Here is a 16,410-nt window from a genome sequence, read left to right as displayed (position 1 = left end):
ACCCCGCCTGCATGCCGTTAGTACAGTGATGCTTTTCCGGTTGAGCCAAACAGTTTCATTTTGTGGCGGATCACGTCCCGCGCGGCGCTGATGGCTTCCGGGTAGATGACGTTCGGGTCCCACCAGGTCTCTTTTGCCAGGATTTCACGTACTTTCTGGAAGTAGGCGTATTTCATATCGCTGGAAATGTTGATTTTGCCCACGCCAAGGGTGACGGATTCAGCGATTTCCGCATCCGGATTCGCAGAACCGCCGTGCAACACCAGCGGAATGTCCACCCGCCCGGCGATGTCGCGCAGGATGTTCATTTGCAGCTCTGGCTGCATCCCTTTCGGGTAGATGCCGTGCGCGGTGCCAATCGCCACTGCCAGCGTATCGGCCCCGGTACGGGCGATAAAATCCTGCGCCTGGGCGGGATCGGTATAGGTGACTTTCGACACGCCGCCTTCCACGGACGTTCCGGTCTGGCCAATCGTTCCCAGCTCGCCTTCAACCGAAACGCCCACTGCATGCGCCAGCTTGACCACTTCACGGGTTAACGCCACGTTTTCTTCATACGGCAGCAGCGAGCCATCAATCATCACCGAGGTAAACCCACACTGAATCGCCCGCAGGACATGCTCTACCGAAGCGCCGTGATCCAGATGCAAAGTGAACGGGACCGGGCTGCGCAGGGTGATATCTCGCACATAGCTAAAAAACGCATCACCGAGGAAGTCATGTTCGCTGGGGTGAATGGAGATAATCGCCGGGGTGTTGGTCGCTTCCGCTTCTTCCACTACCGCACGTACAAAGCAGCTATCCGCCACGTTAAATGCGCCGATGGCAAAGCCGTGCTGACGGGTCGGTTGCAGTAATTCTTTCATCGAAACTAACATGTTAATTCTCCAGTTTCAGGGTGTAGAAAGCCCTGCCAGTGCGTTATCGCAGAGGCATAAAAGGCGTTACAGAAAATGACTCAGGCTTTGCCGATAGCGCCGCTGGCCTGTAGATACGGAATAATGGCTTCCTCGCAGGCCTGCTCCATCAGAGCCAGGGCATCAACAAGTTCGCAGGATGTGTCACGACACAAGGTGTGCAATAGCGCGGCCTTTCCGGCTTCGAAGACCGCCGCACCAACATTAATCTTGGCGACGCCGAACGTCGGGCAACGCTGTAGCTGGTCAAACGGCGTCCCGCTACCGCCATGCAGCGCCAGCGGCACCGTTGATAAACGGGCAATTTCCTCCAGCCGTTGAAAATCAATGGCTGGCGTTACGCCCGGCGCGTACATACCGTGCGCCGTACCGACCGACACCGCCAGTAAATCAATCCCGGTCTGTTGGATAAATGGCTCCACGTCAGCGGCCTGAGTCATCAAATCAGCGTTAGCGGCATGGTCATAGCGCGGGGCGTCGGCCAGGTGGCCCAGCTCGCCTTCCACGCACAGAGAAGCGCTGGCTGCAAGCTCGACCACCGCCCGGGTCTGGCGAATGTTTTCTTCCAGCGCAAAGGCGGAGGCGTCGATCATTAACCCGCTGAATCCGGCGCGAAAAGCCTGGCGAATGCGTACAGGATCCTTTCCATGATCTAACGCCAGCGCGATCGGTACCGAAGCTTCCTCTGCCAGCGTTTTAACCACCACCGCCGCTATCGGGGCCGGAAAATGGTCCAGATGCCCCTGATACAGATTCAGAATGATGGGCGCACGGTGTTTCTCTGCGACGCGTACCGCCGCTCGGGCGCTTTCCAGGTTCATACAGTTAATGGCCAGCAGCGCATACTGCCCGCGCCAGGCTTTCGTCACCATGCTTTTCATATCGGCAAACATACGGCCTCCGGTTATTCCAGGGTGAAGGTGATCTCTTCGTCTTTCAACTTTTGATCGCTGAGCTCATCAAACTCTTCGTCACGCTCGGTCACCGGTTTCTTCCACAGCGACAGCATGACGCCGCAAATCACCGTACCGATCCCCAGCGCCAGGCAAAACAGCAGCGGATGCGTAAAGAGTGGAACCACAAACATGCCGCCGTGCGGTACCGGGCTTTCGACGCCCCATACCATAATCAGGCCACCCGCTATCGCCGAGGCCACCACGCAGGAGCCCACCACGCGCAGCAGATCACGCGCCGCAATCGGAATAACCCCTTCGGTTATCATGCAGATCCCCATCGGGAATGCCGCTTTCAGCGCCTCACGTTCCGCACGGGTGTACTTGTGGCGTGTGAGCAGGAAGGAGAGGGTAATACCGAACGGAGGGATTATCGAACCGACAAACTTCACCGCTTCGGGGCCATACACGCCGCTGACCAGCATGCCGTCAGCGAACAGCGACATGGTTTTATTCACCGGACCGCCGAAGTCGAACGTCGCCATTGCGCCGAGAATGGCGCCCATCAGGAAGCGTGACCCGCCTTGCATGGACTCCAGCAGATGAATTAGCGCGTCCTGCAGCCAGGCTATCGGCTTGCCAATCAGCGTCATCATCAGCAACCCGCCGATGACGGTGCTCAATACGGGCAGCACCATGATGGGCATCAGACCCTGCATCGACTGCGGTAAACGGATATAGCGCTTGAGCAGCAGAACGGTATAACCGACCAGAAACCCGCCCAGCATCCCGCCAATAAAACCGGTATGAATTTCGCCGCAGACAAAACCGACAATCAGACCCGGCGCGAATCCGGGACGATCGGCAATGGAGTACGCAATCGCCGCACTAATCAGCGGCACGATTAACCCCATCCCCCAGCCGCCAATCTGGTTGAGCATCCAGGGTATAGTCCCTGTTTTTTCGCCGACGTTAGTGCCGCCAAGTATTTGCCCGAGGGCAATACAGATCCCGGCGGCCACAATTAACGGGATCATCCACGAAATCCCCGTTAATAAATGTCTTTTTATTTCCTGAGATAGCGGAATTTTATTTTCACTCATGTGAAATCCCTCCAGAATGAGGAGCGCTACTGGTTAGTGTTAACTAATGATTTTTCGACCTTTTCAAGAAACTGAATGGGTGATTTTATAACAATTTCGGTTTTTACTCGCACAATACGTTTATTTGAAAATCGTTCCTCCCCTTTTATTTTGACATCGACGGCAAGAATCACGACATCCGCAGCAGAAATATCATCTGCCAGCAGTTCGTTTTCCGTGCCGATTGTGCCCTGGGTTTCAACTTTTATATTATGCCCAAGCGCTTTAGCGCCTTTAATTAATTTTTCGCGGGCAATATAGGTGTGCGCAATACCCGCCGTACAGGCGGCAACACAAACAATATTCATAACATGCTCCACATTTTATTTAGCAGACGTTGGATTCAGCATATTGACTAAACAGTTCAATAATTTTCTGTGGACTACTTTCAACTAAGAGTTGTTCAATAATGTCGTCATCCGCTAGCGCGCCGGCAACCTGCGAGAGCAGACGAATATGGGTAGTGTTTTGATCTTCAAGACGTACGGCAAACAGAATGATGCAGCGCACATTGCTGCCGTCCAGGGTTTCCCAGGGAATATCCTGACGGGTACGACCAATTGCCAGGGTGGTATTAACCACCGCCGAGGATTTCCCGTGAGGGATCGCAATATGATTTTCGAATCCGGTCGAGCCTTCGGACTCGCGCTGCCAGACATCCTGAATAAACGTTTCCCGACAGCTAATTGCCCCATCATTTTGCAGAATATCAGTAAGTTCCTCAATAGCCTCCGTTTTGTTCGTAGCCTTCATATCCAAAATAACGCGATTTGTATTGAGAATTTTCGTGATGTCCATCAATCATACCTCATGGAGTTCAGACATTAATTTTCAACGACCAGCGACGTCGCCTGATGTAATTTTTCCGTAATAACCGTTTCCGTTACCCGCTTAATATCCGCATCATTGAAAAAGGCGGTGACATACACGACCGGCATAGCAATGGCGGGTAAATTAATGGTCGATACCACCAGCTCAATATCGTCCGTCAGTACGGAGGGCAAACTGCCAGCTGACACCACGCCGACAATTGTCCAGTCCGGAAAGGCGCGCAGAATGCGGCTTTTAAGTAAATGTGAAGTACCAATCCCCGTTGAGCAGACTAACAACACCCGCTTACGCGCTATCTGGCGCTCCATTGCGGCCTGAAAATGCACGGTTAAATATCCCACCTCATCTTCCGAAACGGCCCGTTCGCCCCAGCCGCTAAACACCCGATTCACTGCACATTGGGTCAGACGCCAGACATCCTGCAACTCGCCTTTAATGTCCTCCAGCAGCGGATTACGAATGCGGATCTGGTAGTTCAGGCGGTTAATCAGCGGCTTAATATGGATTAGCAATCCATCATACAGCGCAGTATCCTGGCTGAGATCGCTGTCGACCATCTCGGCGAAGGAGGCAATCAGCCGGTGAGTAATCAAGCGCGCTTCGTCGCTGGAGTGCATATGCCCAATCACACTCACGTCGTTATGCTCTTCAATCACCACGCCAGACGAGATAATGTATTGATAGATAAACCAGACCTCGTCTTCCGGCAGCGGGTGGGCGATGCGTTTTTCGATATGCTGAATCATACGACTGGCAATAGATAAAATATTCTCGTCACATGAGGTAATATTTTCATCTTTTCTCGGCAACGCATTTCCGCGCGTGATGCGGTACATCATGATCAAAATATGAGTGAAGATATTGACGTAATAAGGCTCACCCAACGACCAACACAGGTCGTTCTCCATTTCCTGCAGCAGCGTCTGGACAAATAAAACGTCTTCCTCGCCGAAGTAATGCACTAACGCTTTATAGCTGCCGGGATCAAGACGCGAATACACCATGCTGCCGGGTTCATTATGGTTAATCACACCGTTAATCAGCGACGCCATCGCCTGTCGCACGCCGCTCTCGCTGCCTTCAATGTGTGTGCCGCTTTGACTGCGGATCAGCGATAGCCCCAATGGCGTTATCCAGGATTCAATCACTTTCAGATCGTTAACGATCGATGCGCTACTAATGAAATAACGTTCAGACAATTTACTGATCGACGTTTCATACGGCGTTTCGCTTAATAATTGCGATGCTATCTTAACGCGCCGCGAATTACTCATCATGCCGTCAGTATCATCACCCTCAGTCCCTAATAACTGATCCAGATATAAAAGGTCAGTAATATTCTCGGCACTTAATATTACGCCCGCGCCAGAACGTTTATCGATGGATATTTTCCATTCCGCTAACCATGGTTCCAGCAACCGCAGATCGCGCTGCACGGTTTTCTCTGAAACAGATAAATATTCGGCAATTTTTAGCAGTGTGACATATTCCTTCCTGGACAGAAGGAATTTTAATAATCTGTTTTGTCGCGAGGTAATCATTTGCATTATTTACCCTTATTACACACCAGATTAAATATCTCTACCCGTCATACTTCAAGCTGCATGTGCGTTGGCTTTCCTCGCTCACCCCTGTCACGTACTTATGTACGCTTCAGGGGATTCGCTGCGTCGCCGCCTTCCTGCAACTCGAATTATTTAGGGTATAAAGAAGCATTTAAGCTCCACGTGTCATCCGTGATGATAAATATAAGAGGACTACGATGCGCCAACAATACTAAATCGTGTCCTGTATTCCGGACAGAAATAAGACAAAACAGGGAAATAGTGAGATATTTACGGCGCAGATCACATTTTTTACGAGAATTAGAGTGATAACGCTCGCAAATATGGGTAGGTAAAATTTTAAGTCAGAATATTTTTGCTTTTCAGATCTGGAACGCTGGCCGCATCGTGGGCCGGATAAAACGCATCCGGCACCACGTAGACTGAATTTACAGGGTAATCGTCAGAGTATCACCTTCAGGCGTTACCACGACGCCCTGCTCACTGCCGACATATGAACCGCCCTTCACGCCGCTAATTTGCGGAATATTACGCAGGCACAACGTCCAGTTACGCGCTTCACCGCTGCTTTGTACGGTGATGGTTTTACCCGTGTGTATCGCCTTCAGAGTGAAGATAACCGACCCGTCAGCCGCCGGGACTTCACAGACCGCTTCCCTACCTTCTTGCAGATGGAACAACTGGAATGCGGTCCCTTCATGCCATGCGTAGTCCGGCTTCTGGTTATTACTGCCCAGCGCCAGCAGGGTGTTGTCGCGCACGTACACCGGCAGGCTCAGGAAATCATGCTGCTGTTTATACCAACGGCTGCCCTGCACTTCGTCGTTGTGCCACAGATGCGTCCAGCGCCCTTCCGGCAGGTAGAACTGCACGTCACCAGCTTCGGAGAACACTGGCGCCACCATGACTGAATCGCCCAGCATGTACTGACGGTCGAGGTAGTCGCACGCCGGGTCGTCCGGGAACTCCAGCATCATGGCACGCAACATCGGCGTGCCGTATTCGTTCGCCAGCGCGGCCTGACGGTACAGGTACGGCATCAGGCGGCACTTCATTTCGGTGAAATAACGCACCACGTCGCAGGACTCTTCGTCATACGCCCACGGCACGCGGTAGGATTTGCTGCCGTGCAGGCGGCTATGGCTGGAGAGCAGCCCGAATGCACACCAGCGCTTGTAGACATCCGCCGGGGCGGTGTTCTCGAAGCCGCCAATGTCATGGCTCCAAAAACCAAAGCCTGAGAGACCAATGGACAGGCCGCCGCGCAGGCTTTCGGCCATGGATTCGTAGTTGGCGTAGCAGTCGCCGCCCCAGTGTACCGGAAACTGCTGCGCGCCCACGGAAGCTGAACGGGCGAACAGCACCGCCTCTTCTTCACCGACGGTCTCTTTCAGCACGTTCCACACTAGTTCGTTGTAGATGTAGGCATAATGGTTGTGCATTTTCTGCGGGTCTGAGCCATCAAACCACTGCACATCCGATGGAATACGTTCGCCAAAGTCGGTTTTGAAGCAGTCCACGCCCATCTCCACCAGGCCTTTTAGCTTGTCGGCGTACCACTGGCAGGCTTGCGGGTTGGTGAAGTCGTAAATTGCCAGCCCCGGCTGCCATTTATCCCATTGCCACAGGGAACCGTCCGGGCGTTTGAGCAGATAACCTTTCTCTTTCAGTTCCTTGAAAACAGGTGATTTCTGACCGATGTACGGATTGATCCACACGCAGACCTTGAGACCTTTTTCTTTCAGGCGCTGAATCATACCTTTCGGGTCCGGGAAGGTCACCGGATCCCACTCAAAGTCGCACCACTGGAAAGCCTTCATCCAGAAGCAGTCGAAGTGGAAAACATGTAGCGGAAGATTGCGCTCGGCCATGCCGTCGATAAAGCTGTTCACCGTCGCTTCGTCGTAGTTGGTGGTGAACGAGGTGGTGAGCCACAGGCCGAACGACCAGGCTGGCGGTAGCGCTGGACGACCGGTAAAGCGGGTATAGCGATCCAGCACCGCTTTCGGCGTCGGGCCATCGATGACAAAATATTCCAGATACTCGCTTTCAACGCTGAACTGCACTTTCGACACTTTCTCAGAACCGATTTCAAACGACACGCACTGCGGATGGTTTACCAGCACGCCGTAGCCACGGTTGGTGATGTAGAACGGGATGTTCTTATAAGACTGCTCGGTACTGGTACCGCCATCACGGTTCCAGGTCTCTACCGTCTGCCCATTACGCACCAGCGCGGTAAAACGCTCGCCCAGCCCGTACACCGTTTCACCGACGCCCAGATCCAGGCGCTCGAACATATAATTGCGTCCGCTGTTGGCATCCTGCACATAGCCGTTGTTTTTCAACTGGCTGCCGGTAATACGTTCACCGTTACGCAGGAAATCCAGCGACCAGAATTCACCTTTGGTGACGCGCACGCTCAGGTTGCCGCTTTTCAGCTCAGCAAACTCGGCGGTGTTGTGCATCTCAACCTTTACGTCCTGCTGCACGTTCAGCGGGTAATGCGGACCGTTGTCCAGCGCGCCCTGGAAGTGTTCCATCCGGACACCCACCACGCCTTCCTGCGGCGAGAAAAGGCGCAGCGTGAACAACGGAGTATCGAGTTGCCAGGTCCGTTCACGCACGTCACGCGGCGCAACGTAGACCAGCATCTCATTACCTTGCTGTTCAACCTCGAACACCTGGATTGGGTTAATCACATTCAGGCCGGGCTGAATCAGCCAGTTTCCGTCGCTAATTTTCATAATCGGTTCCTTAGTTCTGTAATTCTTTCGTCGTAAAATCCTGCTGATTACGGCGCGCACCCTGCGCCAGTTGACGCATAATTTCAGTCAGATACGGGGTTTTCAGGGTGTAGAAGCGTTTGGCGATCACAGCACTCAACAGGTAGCAAATAGCCGGAATAAGGGTGAACAATGCAATGATGATGCTGATGGTGGCACTGTTTTGCGTTTTCGCCGCGGCGTCGTAACCACCACCTGCCAGCATCCAGCCGATGAGCGCCCCGCCGAGCGCCAGACCCAGCTTGAGCACGAACAACGTTCCCGCAAAGCTGATCCCCGTCAGACGCTTGCCGTTACACCACTCGCCGTAATCAACGGTGTCGGACATCATGACCCACTGGATTGGCGTCACGAGCTGATGCAGAACGCCAATCACAAAGATAAAGACAAACATGGCGATGTCGGCGTGCATCGGGACGAAGAACATCGCCACGCTGATGACGGCCAGCAGGGCGTTCGTCCACCAGAAGACGCTGACTTTGCATTTCCAGTCGGTCAGCGGTTTTGCCAACGCAGAGCCAATCAGGTTGCCGACGCAATAGGTGGTAAGGAAGGCGACAAATACCTCCGGAGTGCCCAAAATCCAGGTGACGTAATACATCATCGCGCCGCCGCGAATGCAGACCGCCATAATGTTGAGGATGGTGAGCAAGCCGACAATACGCCATTGATCGTTCTGCCAAATGTCACGCAGGTCTTCACGCATCGAGGTGCTGCTCGGCGGCGCTTCCACGCGTTCTTTGGTGGTGAAAAAGCAGAATGCGAGCATCAGGAACGCCACAACCGAGAGCACTGCGATGCCGCCTTGGAAACCCAACGCTTTATTTTCGCCGCCAATCAGCTTTACCAGCGGCATCATCAGAACGGTGGAGAGCATTCCGCCCGCCGTCGCCAGCACAAAGCGCCACGATTGCAGGGAGATGCGCTGCGTAGGGTCATTGGTGATCACGCCGCCCAGCGCGCAATAAGGGATATTCACCACGGTATAAAGCAGGGTTAGCAGCGTATAGGTGATGACGGCATAAATCATTTTGCCGTGCAGGCTGAAGTCGGGCGTGCTGTAGGCGAGAACACAAACCAGACCAAACGGCAGCGCGCCAAACAGCACCCACGGACGGAATTTACCCCAGCGCGACCGCGTACGGTCAGCCAGCAGCCCCATGCAGGGGTCTGAGATAGCATCCAGCGCGCGGGCCAGTAAGAACATCGTGCCGACAAAACCGGCCGGGATACCAAAAATATCGGTATAAAAGAACATCATATATAACATGACGTTATCGAAGATGATGTGGCTGGCGGCATCGCCCATGCCGTAGCCAATCTTCTCCTTAACAGACAGAATCTCACTTTTCATTACGCATCCTTGTTTGCACTTTCACACGCACTGGTACCGGTTACAGTTCTTGTAAACCATCCTTGTGAGCGCGGGTATTCCGATATCTCGTTATCAAATTACGATTCTTGTTTTCTGTGATCGGAGTAGCGTCAAAAAATATGTCTAAGTGTAAGTAATGGATTTTGTAGAGATTTATTTGAAACGGGTCATGGTAAGGAGAAAGGGAAGTTAAAAAAGTGAGTGAGGGGGTGTGGAAACCCCAGGAAGTAGCTATAATGCGCCCCGCCTCCATGTAGCAATCGAGGCGCGGAAGATCGTCATCTCCGGTGAGGTGGCTGGACTTCAAATCCAGTTGGGGACGCCAGCGTTCCCGGGCAGGTTCGACTCCTGTGATCTTCCGCCAAAATTCTCATATTTTATTTATAATTTTCCTAGACAAACGTCTTTATATTTATATTATAAACGTTGCGCTTTTTATTATTGGATCGAATATGGAAAGTCAAATAAGTATAAAGATAGATTATAATGCAGAAAGAAAAAGACCAGAAGATATATTTACAGCAATGGCTCTATATATTTCTGCTCAGAAAAAATATGGAAATTTATTAGCAAAAGCATTAGATCTTAATATTAACTACGACTTAGTACTTTCTGATATTGAAAGAGGTTCAATAAAATCAATTTTAGGTTCTATAGCAAATGGATTTGGAAACTTTATTAACAGGCAATCAATGAATTTAGTTAATGACCTTATTGATTTGGAAAACTTAGATTCAACTGATAAGATTGAATCATTGATAGAAAACCAAGAAGTAAGAATTAAGAATGAGTGTAATAAAATATCACCTCATATAGATAGAGTACGATTTACAGAAGTAGTTTCAGATATTGCAACTGCAAATCAGCTTTTAGAAAAAAACGAAACCGTCGAAATAGGTCATAAAATAGATAGTATTGATAATGTATATTACCTTAATACAAGAATGAGACTCTCAGTTTTACCTGAAGATATGATACTGAAAGGAGAATATGTAATACACACAGTTAAAGATTATTTAGATATCATTAAGCCTGTAAATTTCGGTGACTCACAGTGGCTTGTTCGTAGTCGAACAACAGGAAAGCAGTATTTAGCATTCATGGGAGATAAACCATGGCTTAACAAGTATCAAACAGGACAACTCCCTGTTATCACAGCCAAATATTGTATGATTGCAATCATAAAACTCGAAGCATACAAAACAAAAAAGAAAACAGAAATAAAAAAAGCAACTATTTTAAGTGTTGAGGATATAATATCAAGTGATGAGGTACAACATGAATTATTCTAAACACTTAAAGAGTTTACTAGCGGCCTATGCATTTGTAGTTGTTCCATTTACTTTAATGATTTTAGTAAAAGCATCAGAAAAAAAATGGCAAGAAATAATACTTACCAGTGACTGGTCCATAGCAAGTTTTATTATATTTGGACAATCTTTAACATTTTTATCGTCTGTATTGATATCAACACCAAAAAATAAAAAAAGAGAAGGTTGGGAATGGTACATTGCAAAAGTTTTTTTGACAGGCATTGGGCCTAGTTTAGTTTTATATACTTTATTATTAGTCAAACCATCTATTCCTATTGGTATAGGACAAATTGTTTTATTTGTTTACGCATCCTATAGATTTTTTGTTGATGGTTTGGCAGCCAAAAAACTAGAAAGTGATCTTATTCAATGAAGTAAAACCATTAACTTTTCCTCAATCGTTCTATACAAGCCTCCTTCACCCACTTACTAAAATTCCCTTTCCCCGCAGCTTTCTCGATCTGTTCCAACAGCTCATCCTCAAAACGGATGTTCTTCATGGTGCTTTTAGTGCGGTCAAAATTTGGTTTCTTTTTTTCTTGCATGGTAGGTACCACTTAGGTTAATTTACACACATGTGGTACCTACCACATGGAATCTAAAATTAAGCAACGCCCAACAGTGCTGTCACACCAAAGGGCGTCTAACCTCACCAACTATCAAGGAGTTGATTATGGCTGATTCGCATTCTACCCCAGACACCGACCAATCCGGAACCGAACGTTCGGTAATTGTGGGATACCGCCCGAATGTTTTCGACAAATCCACACCAAAAATTGTTCTTTCCGGCAAGTGGCTACGCGACGCGGGGTTTGATACCGGCCAACAGATTACCGTAAAAGTGATGAATGGTTGTATCGTCCTGATGGTCTACGGCGAACAGGAACAACGGCTGCAGGATGAGTTGAAAGAGGCACATCAGAAGTTGAACAGAATTGAGAGCACGCTGGCGACTCTCCAGTGAAGTACGGCTGAACCTGCAAGCGGTACTTACAGGTTCACCTGGTGCCGGATGGCGCTTACGCTTATCCGGCCTACTCAACTGAACTGGATTTGATAGAAAATGAACTATCCGGAAATTCCGGATAGTTCATCGGGAAGGGAAAGATTAGATTTCCGGATCAATAGCTCTCTAGAATCGCGTAAGTGACACTTACATGCTCACCTGGTGCCGGATGGCACTTGCACTTATTCGGCCTACTTTCAAAATGAATTAATCTTCCATAACAAATCATCCTGCTTATATATAGATATTTTAAATTCAGCCGTGGAATGATTTATTTATTTTTCTCTATTATTAACACCTTCACTATTGCAAACCAATCGCAAAAACCCTCATATATTATTTTCTCAACAAAATGGATTATTAAAATGGCAATTCCTGCTTATCTCTGGCTCAAAGACGATGGTGGCTCACTTATAAAGGGATCTGTTGATGTAACCAATCGCGAACGCTCAATCGAGGTGATATCGTTTAGCCATAACCTTTACATCCCCACGGATGGCAATACAGGAAAGCTTACTGGCACACGAGTGCACGGCGCACTGATTTTTGAGAAGGAATTCGATAGCGCTTCACCTTACCTTTTTAAAGCCGTTGCCACAGGGCAAAGCTTGCAATCGGCAGAATTTAGGTGGTACGAGATCAATAATGCAGGTCAGGAAGTAGAGTACTACAACATGCTCCTCGAAGGGGTTAAAGTTGTATCCGTAACACCGATGATGCATGACACTAAAACTGTCATCAATGTTGGTCATAGAGAACAAGTACAGCTGCGTTACGATAAAACACTTGGCATTATCTCGATGGTAATATCCAGTATTCGGATGCCTGGAATGAACGCATAACCGAATAAGTGAAATCATATGGACACTATCGAAGAGCTTAACGGTACATATTTCTACAGAGGGTTTGCTAATCTTTCAGCAGGAGAACTTCTTTTCTGGATTTTCCTGGATGAAACAAGTGAACAATTTGGCGTAAATGATTACATGACCTTGGGTCTAATTTTACTTGGTCAACCTACGATCGCAACCAGAGGTAAGCCGATAGGGGCAACAGCAGGGACATCACCTCTGAGCTCTCAGCTACGACACTGGTTAAATATAGAAACCAGACGTTTACCCACCCTAACTACAGGAAGTATAAGACGATTAAAATTTGCATATGTAACAAATCTGGGCGCTTTTGTTGGAAGATGGATTCCAATATTGGGGATTATCATAATGGCTTATGACGTGAGTGCGATTTCATACAAAGCCACAATTAAATACAACACCATTGCCAGAGGTAAAGATAAGCTATGGTAAGTGATAATGATGTCATCGCCTGGTACGATGAAACATTTAATAAACCCAGCTTATTCTTTAAAAAGCGTTGGCCAGTCACGCTCGATACCAGCCTTTCAACAGGAGATTATGTGTGGGCCAGTGAAACGGGCGCACACATCATGGATGCTTACTTTGCAACTTTCGATGTTGATTGCGCCAATTTCGATTTCTATAAATATTGGCCTATTGAGACATTCATACTTTATGCAATTTTTACCTGTAGCAGAGATGACGATGAGCCACAGCCATTAACACTCCGCATGCTTGCAGAGTCAGCTAAAGCGGGTAAATGGCTTTATGACTGAGCCTTATTGACGGATGCCATTTATCCGACCTACCGCTTCCAAAAAATAAAGCCGCTGACCCATTAATCAGCGGCTTTTCCATTACCGCATTAGATTAGAAATTATATTTCACGCCGAGCATACCGCGGGTATCACTGTAGCCTTTGTCGCCAACCTGTTGGGCCACGTTGCTCCACACGTTGAGGCGCGGAGTGATTTGACCTTCAACACCCACCTTCAGCTCGCCGATATTCTTCGTGCCGCGCATGTCGTTCCTCACATCGTCCATCTTCACGCTGGCAGTCTGCGTATTGTGGATCCAGTTCGCTTCGACAAACGGCTGGAACTCGCGAGATTTACCGTCGTCGATGGCGTTGTGGCCGTTGATAAAGGCTTTCACACCCAGACGAGTCATCAGGTTGCCATCGGTGTCATCCTTCACGCGGGTGCCGTTCGCTTCTCGATGGCTGTCGGCCTGTACGTCCATCCACACCACCTGCGCTTTCGGTTGTAGCCAGTAACTGTTACGCTCGCTTTCGCCCAGTTTAAAGCTGTAACCGGCTTCGACCGAGGCGGTGATACCGCTGGATTTATATTTCTCTGTCGCCAGCTCCTGGCCCATTACTTTGTTATCAAACCAGTTATACAGCGCCCAGGTATCTACGTAGGTGCCGGTCTTGTCTGCGTCATTGGCATACCAGGTGCCGTACAGCCCCACGCTGTAACCAGTAACCTGTCCACGTGAATAGTAGCCGGTCAGGTTAGACTGCGTGCGGTTCTGGCTGTTGGCATAACCTGCCATCGCGCCAATATGCCAGCGGTCGAGACCGTCGCTACTCCACTGCGCCAGATCGCCGCCTAACTGTAAGACGTAGCTGTTGCTTTGGGTTTTCAACTGCCCGCTACCGTCTTTGAAGCGGGTATGCGCGCCAACGTTACGCATCCACAGGCTGGTCACTTTTTTCTCACCGGTCAACATGTCGACGTACTGGGTTTCCCCCAGACGGTCGTGCAGTCGGGTCATGAACAGCGTGTTAGCGGCATAGTTGTTCGCCAGATAACTGCCGGCTTCCGGACGATACTGTTGCTCTGTGACCGGCGGAACATGAGGCTCTTCCGGTCCAGGAATAACCGGGTCCACAGGGTCGGTCGGGTCAGGGTTAACCGGATCAGGGATAACCGGGTCCACTGGGTCCGGGTCTACGGGATCGGGGTCGATGGGATCAACCGGGTCCGGGTCCACCGGATCGGGCGGAGCGGGAATAAAGCTGGTCAGATACCAATTGCTGCCCTTCTGCACAACGTTATAGTCGTACGCCCCGGCAACAATACGGCTCTCTTTCTCAAAAGTGCCGTCAGAATTGCCAGCAACCTCGATTATCTCAATGCCTTCAACGGTCTGCGCCCCGGTACCGCCAATGTTATTCACCGCCACAAAGGCATTACCCGTCGTATTGCCGAGCACTGTTAACTTATTGGTTTCGGAGGCATCGTCATTCAGTACGGTATTGAAAACCAGTTTGCCGCCATTGCCGGTAAAATCTTCATTAATGGTAAGCGTCTGCCACGGTTCGCCGTCAACATGGCCAAAGTTAACCACTGCCCCGCTGTTCAGCGTCAGGTCGGTCAGCGTTGAGCTGTTGGTCATATTCCAGGTCGCATCGCTCATTTGCAGAGAGATTACCCCCGTCCCGGCGGTCGCGCTGGTGATGTAAGACGCCCCGTTCCATAACGAGTTATCGGTCATGTTGAGCTTAATCGTACTGTTTTGCTGGGGCAGACTACTGGTCGCTGCTGTCGCTCCGGCAGCATGAAGATCGCCGTCGATAAGAAAGCGTCCACCAGCGGAGCCGTCGACGGTGCCGCCCGTTTCTGTGCTGATGGCATAGCTTTCAGTACTGTGGTCGCCCGCCATAGTAATGGCAGCACCGCCGGCCAGGTTTATCGCTCCGCGTGAAATCGCAAACAGGCCGCGTGGCGCTTTGCTGTATGAAGCCGCTTTTCCAGAACTGTTCACGCTAATCGTCGCGTTATCGCCCAGGTTCACGGTCGCGTTGGTGGAATAGACCGCATGCGCACTCGCGCCATTAACCGTAATAGTGGCGTTATTACCCAGTTCCGTTTTGGAAGATGAGGCGGCATAAATGCCCGTTGAGGAGGCACCCGACGTCTCGATAGTGGCGTCATTGCCAAGCAGTATTGAGGAGCCGCTCTGCCCGGAGCGAATGCCTTCAGAGCCGTCGCCGGTCGTCACAATATGCGCACGATCGCCAACAACAATCGTATTTTTGGCAAGCGTCGCATCTCGCATGGCATTGGCGGTGATACCACGCCCCTGGTTACCCGTCGTTTTGATGTACAGATCATCACCGACGTAGATATTTGCCGAGCCTATCCAGCCCTGGCCTATCGCGTTATAACCAGCGTTAATACCGTCACCATCCTGACCGTCCACATAAATACTGGTGCGGTCCCCGGTGATGATAAAGACCGGATTATCCGGCGTATTGGCCCCATGCGTGCGGATACCGTCAACATCTTTACCATTATTGGCGGCATTTTTCGACTGGGTGCGAATCGTCAGGTCGTCACCGAAAATAACGCCAGGACTCCCTGTTTTATTATTTTGAATAACGGTAAGGGAATGTTCAAAGGCTTCTGCGCCTGGCCCATTTAACGTTATTCCATTACCATAAACGGGAATGGTGCCCGCGCTCCACTGATAAACATAATTTGGTATGGCACTGGTTTTAGCGAAATTGGCATTTGCCTGCGCAGGGATTATTGCCTGCAATTCCGGGGGCAGACTGCTAACCAGACCGCTGGAAGGAAGACTATCAACATCAACCCAGGCTGCATGGGCTGAAAATACCATAGACGTTAATGCGGCTGAAACCGCGATGGCAATACGAGAGTAAGACTTTGGATTTGGCATATTAGCCTCCTGCTATCAGGCGTAGAGCGTCCACCACA

At 50.0% G+C, this 16,410-nt stretch carries 15 protein-coding genes, 1 tRNA gene and 1 pseudogene; 7 read left to right on the top strand and 10 right to left on the bottom strand.

Annotation, left to right across the window (positions count from 1 at the left end):
* Positions 1-17: 17 nt before the first annotated feature.
* The 8 genes from ACVXHP_RS12645 to ACVXHP_RS12610 all read right to left on the bottom strand — a co-directional run bounded on the left by ACVXHP_RS12645 (position 18) and on the right by ACVXHP_RS12610 (position 9,488).
* Positions 18-878, bottom strand: coding sequence for a ketose-bisphosphate aldolase (locus tag ACVXHP_RS12645; RefSeq protein WP_006687642.1), 861 nt, complete (start codon positions 876-878; stop codon positions 18-20).
* Between the two features lie 80 nt (positions 879-958).
* Positions 959-1,810 (bottom strand): class II fructose-bisphosphate aldolase, encoded by an 852-nt coding sequence (locus ACVXHP_RS12640; protein WP_447571567.1) that lies wholly within the window; start codon positions 1,808-1,810, stop codon positions 959-961.
* Positions 1,811-1,821: 11 nt separating this feature from the next.
* On the bottom strand, positions 1,822-2,913 hold the full coding sequence (locus ACVXHP_RS12635) for a PTS fructose transporter subunit IIC (protein WP_016157774.1): 1,092 nt from the start codon (positions 2,911-2,913) through the stop codon (positions 1,822-1,824).
* Positions 2,914-2,939: 26 nt separating this feature from the next.
* Positions 2,940-3,260, bottom strand: coding sequence for a PTS fructose transporter subunit IIB (locus ACVXHP_RS12630; RefSeq protein ID WP_042311542.1), 321 nt, complete (start codon positions 3,258-3,260; stop codon positions 2,940-2,942).
* 19 nt (positions 3,261-3,279) lie between these two features.
* A complete protein-coding gene (locus ACVXHP_RS12625) occupies positions 3,280-3,750 on the bottom strand; it encodes a PTS sugar transporter subunit IIA (protein WP_316130373.1) in 471 nt (156 codons plus the stop codon).
* A gap of 26 nt (positions 3,751-3,776) precedes the next feature.
* A complete protein-coding gene (locus ACVXHP_RS12620) occupies positions 3,777-5,330 on the bottom strand; it encodes a BglG family transcription antiterminator (protein WP_447571566.1) in 1,554 nt (517 codons plus the stop codon).
* A gap of 446 nt (positions 5,331-5,776) precedes the next feature.
* Positions 5,777-8,095, bottom strand: a complete 2,319-nt coding sequence (yicI, locus tag ACVXHP_RS12615) for an alpha-xylosidase (RefSeq protein WP_447571565.1) — start codon at positions 8,093-8,095, stop codon at positions 5,777-5,779.
* A gap of 10 nt (positions 8,096-8,105) precedes the next feature.
* A complete protein-coding gene (locus tag ACVXHP_RS12610; RefSeq protein ID WP_447571564.1) occupies positions 8,106-9,488 on the bottom strand; it encodes a glycoside-pentoside-hexuronide family transporter in 1,383 nt (460 codons plus the stop codon).
* A 290-nt stretch (positions 9,489-9,778) separates the two neighbouring features.
* On the opposite strand from ACVXHP_RS12610, the gene ACVXHP_RS12605 reads away from it, so the two are divergent.
* The 3 genes from ACVXHP_RS12605 to ACVXHP_RS12595 all read left to right on the top strand — a co-directional run bounded on the left by ACVXHP_RS12605 (position 9,779) and on the right by ACVXHP_RS12595 (position 11,195).
* Positions 9,779-9,873, top strand: a tRNA-Sec gene (locus ACVXHP_RS12605).
* A gap of 88 nt (positions 9,874-9,961) precedes the next feature.
* Positions 9,962-10,801, top strand: a complete 840-nt coding sequence (locus ACVXHP_RS12600; protein WP_447571563.1) for a hypothetical protein — start codon at positions 9,962-9,964, stop codon at positions 10,799-10,801.
* The gene (locus ACVXHP_RS12595; RefSeq protein WP_447571562.1) at positions 10,788-11,195 is read left to right on the top strand and encodes a hypothetical protein; all 408 of its coding nucleotides are present in this window, start codon (positions 10,788-10,790) and stop codon (positions 11,193-11,195) included. Before ACVXHP_RS12600 ends, ACVXHP_RS12595 begins: the two co-directional genes overlap by 14 nt.
* Positions 11,196-11,205: 10 nt before the next feature.
* On the opposite strand, the gene ACVXHP_RS12590 is transcribed toward ACVXHP_RS12595, so the two are convergent.
* Positions 11,206-11,367, bottom strand: coding sequence for a YlcI/YnfO family protein (locus ACVXHP_RS12590; protein ID WP_447571561.1), 162 nt, complete (start codon positions 11,365-11,367; stop codon positions 11,206-11,208).
* 128 nt (positions 11,368-11,495) lie between these two features.
* Between ACVXHP_RS12590 and ACVXHP_RS12585 the strand changes: the two genes are divergently transcribed.
* The 4 genes and pseudogenes from ACVXHP_RS12585 (at position 11,496) to ACVXHP_RS12570 (ending at position 13,458) form a co-directional block, all read left to right on the top strand.
* Entirely contained in the window at positions 11,496-11,786 is a 291-nt protein-coding gene (locus tag ACVXHP_RS12585) for a SymE family type I addiction module toxin (RefSeq protein WP_447571560.1), read from the top strand.
* Between the two features lie 407 nt (positions 11,787-12,193).
* Positions 12,194-12,678, top strand: a pseudogene (locus ACVXHP_RS12580) (Hcp family type VI secretion system effector).
* A gap of 10 nt (positions 12,679-12,688) precedes the next feature.
* The gene (locus tag ACVXHP_RS12575) at positions 12,689-13,132 is read left to right on the top strand and encodes an STM2901 family protein (protein ID WP_146718181.1); all 444 of its coding nucleotides are present in this window, start codon (positions 12,689-12,691) and stop codon (positions 13,130-13,132) included.
* Positions 13,126-13,458: a DUF1493 family protein gene (locus tag ACVXHP_RS12570; protein ID WP_316129135.1), complete on the top strand. Its 333-nt coding sequence runs from the start codon at positions 13,126-13,128 to the stop codon at positions 13,456-13,458. Before ACVXHP_RS12575 ends, ACVXHP_RS12570 begins: the two co-directional genes overlap by 7 nt.
* Before the next feature lie 94 nt (positions 13,459-13,552).
* On the opposite strand, the gene misL is transcribed toward ACVXHP_RS12570, so the two are convergent.
* Positions 13,553-16,372 carry an intestinal colonization autotransporter adhesin MisL gene (gene misL / locus ACVXHP_RS12565; protein ID WP_447571559.1) on the bottom strand — a complete coding sequence of 940 codons (2,820 nt, stop codon included), beginning with the start codon at positions 16,370-16,372 and terminating at the stop codon, positions 13,553-13,555.
* Positions 16,373-16,410: the final 38 nt, after the last annotated feature.

The organism is Citrobacter freundii complex sp. 2025EL-00176 (genome assembly GCF_053309355.1).
This window is presented reverse-complemented; position numbering and strand designations above follow the sequence as displayed.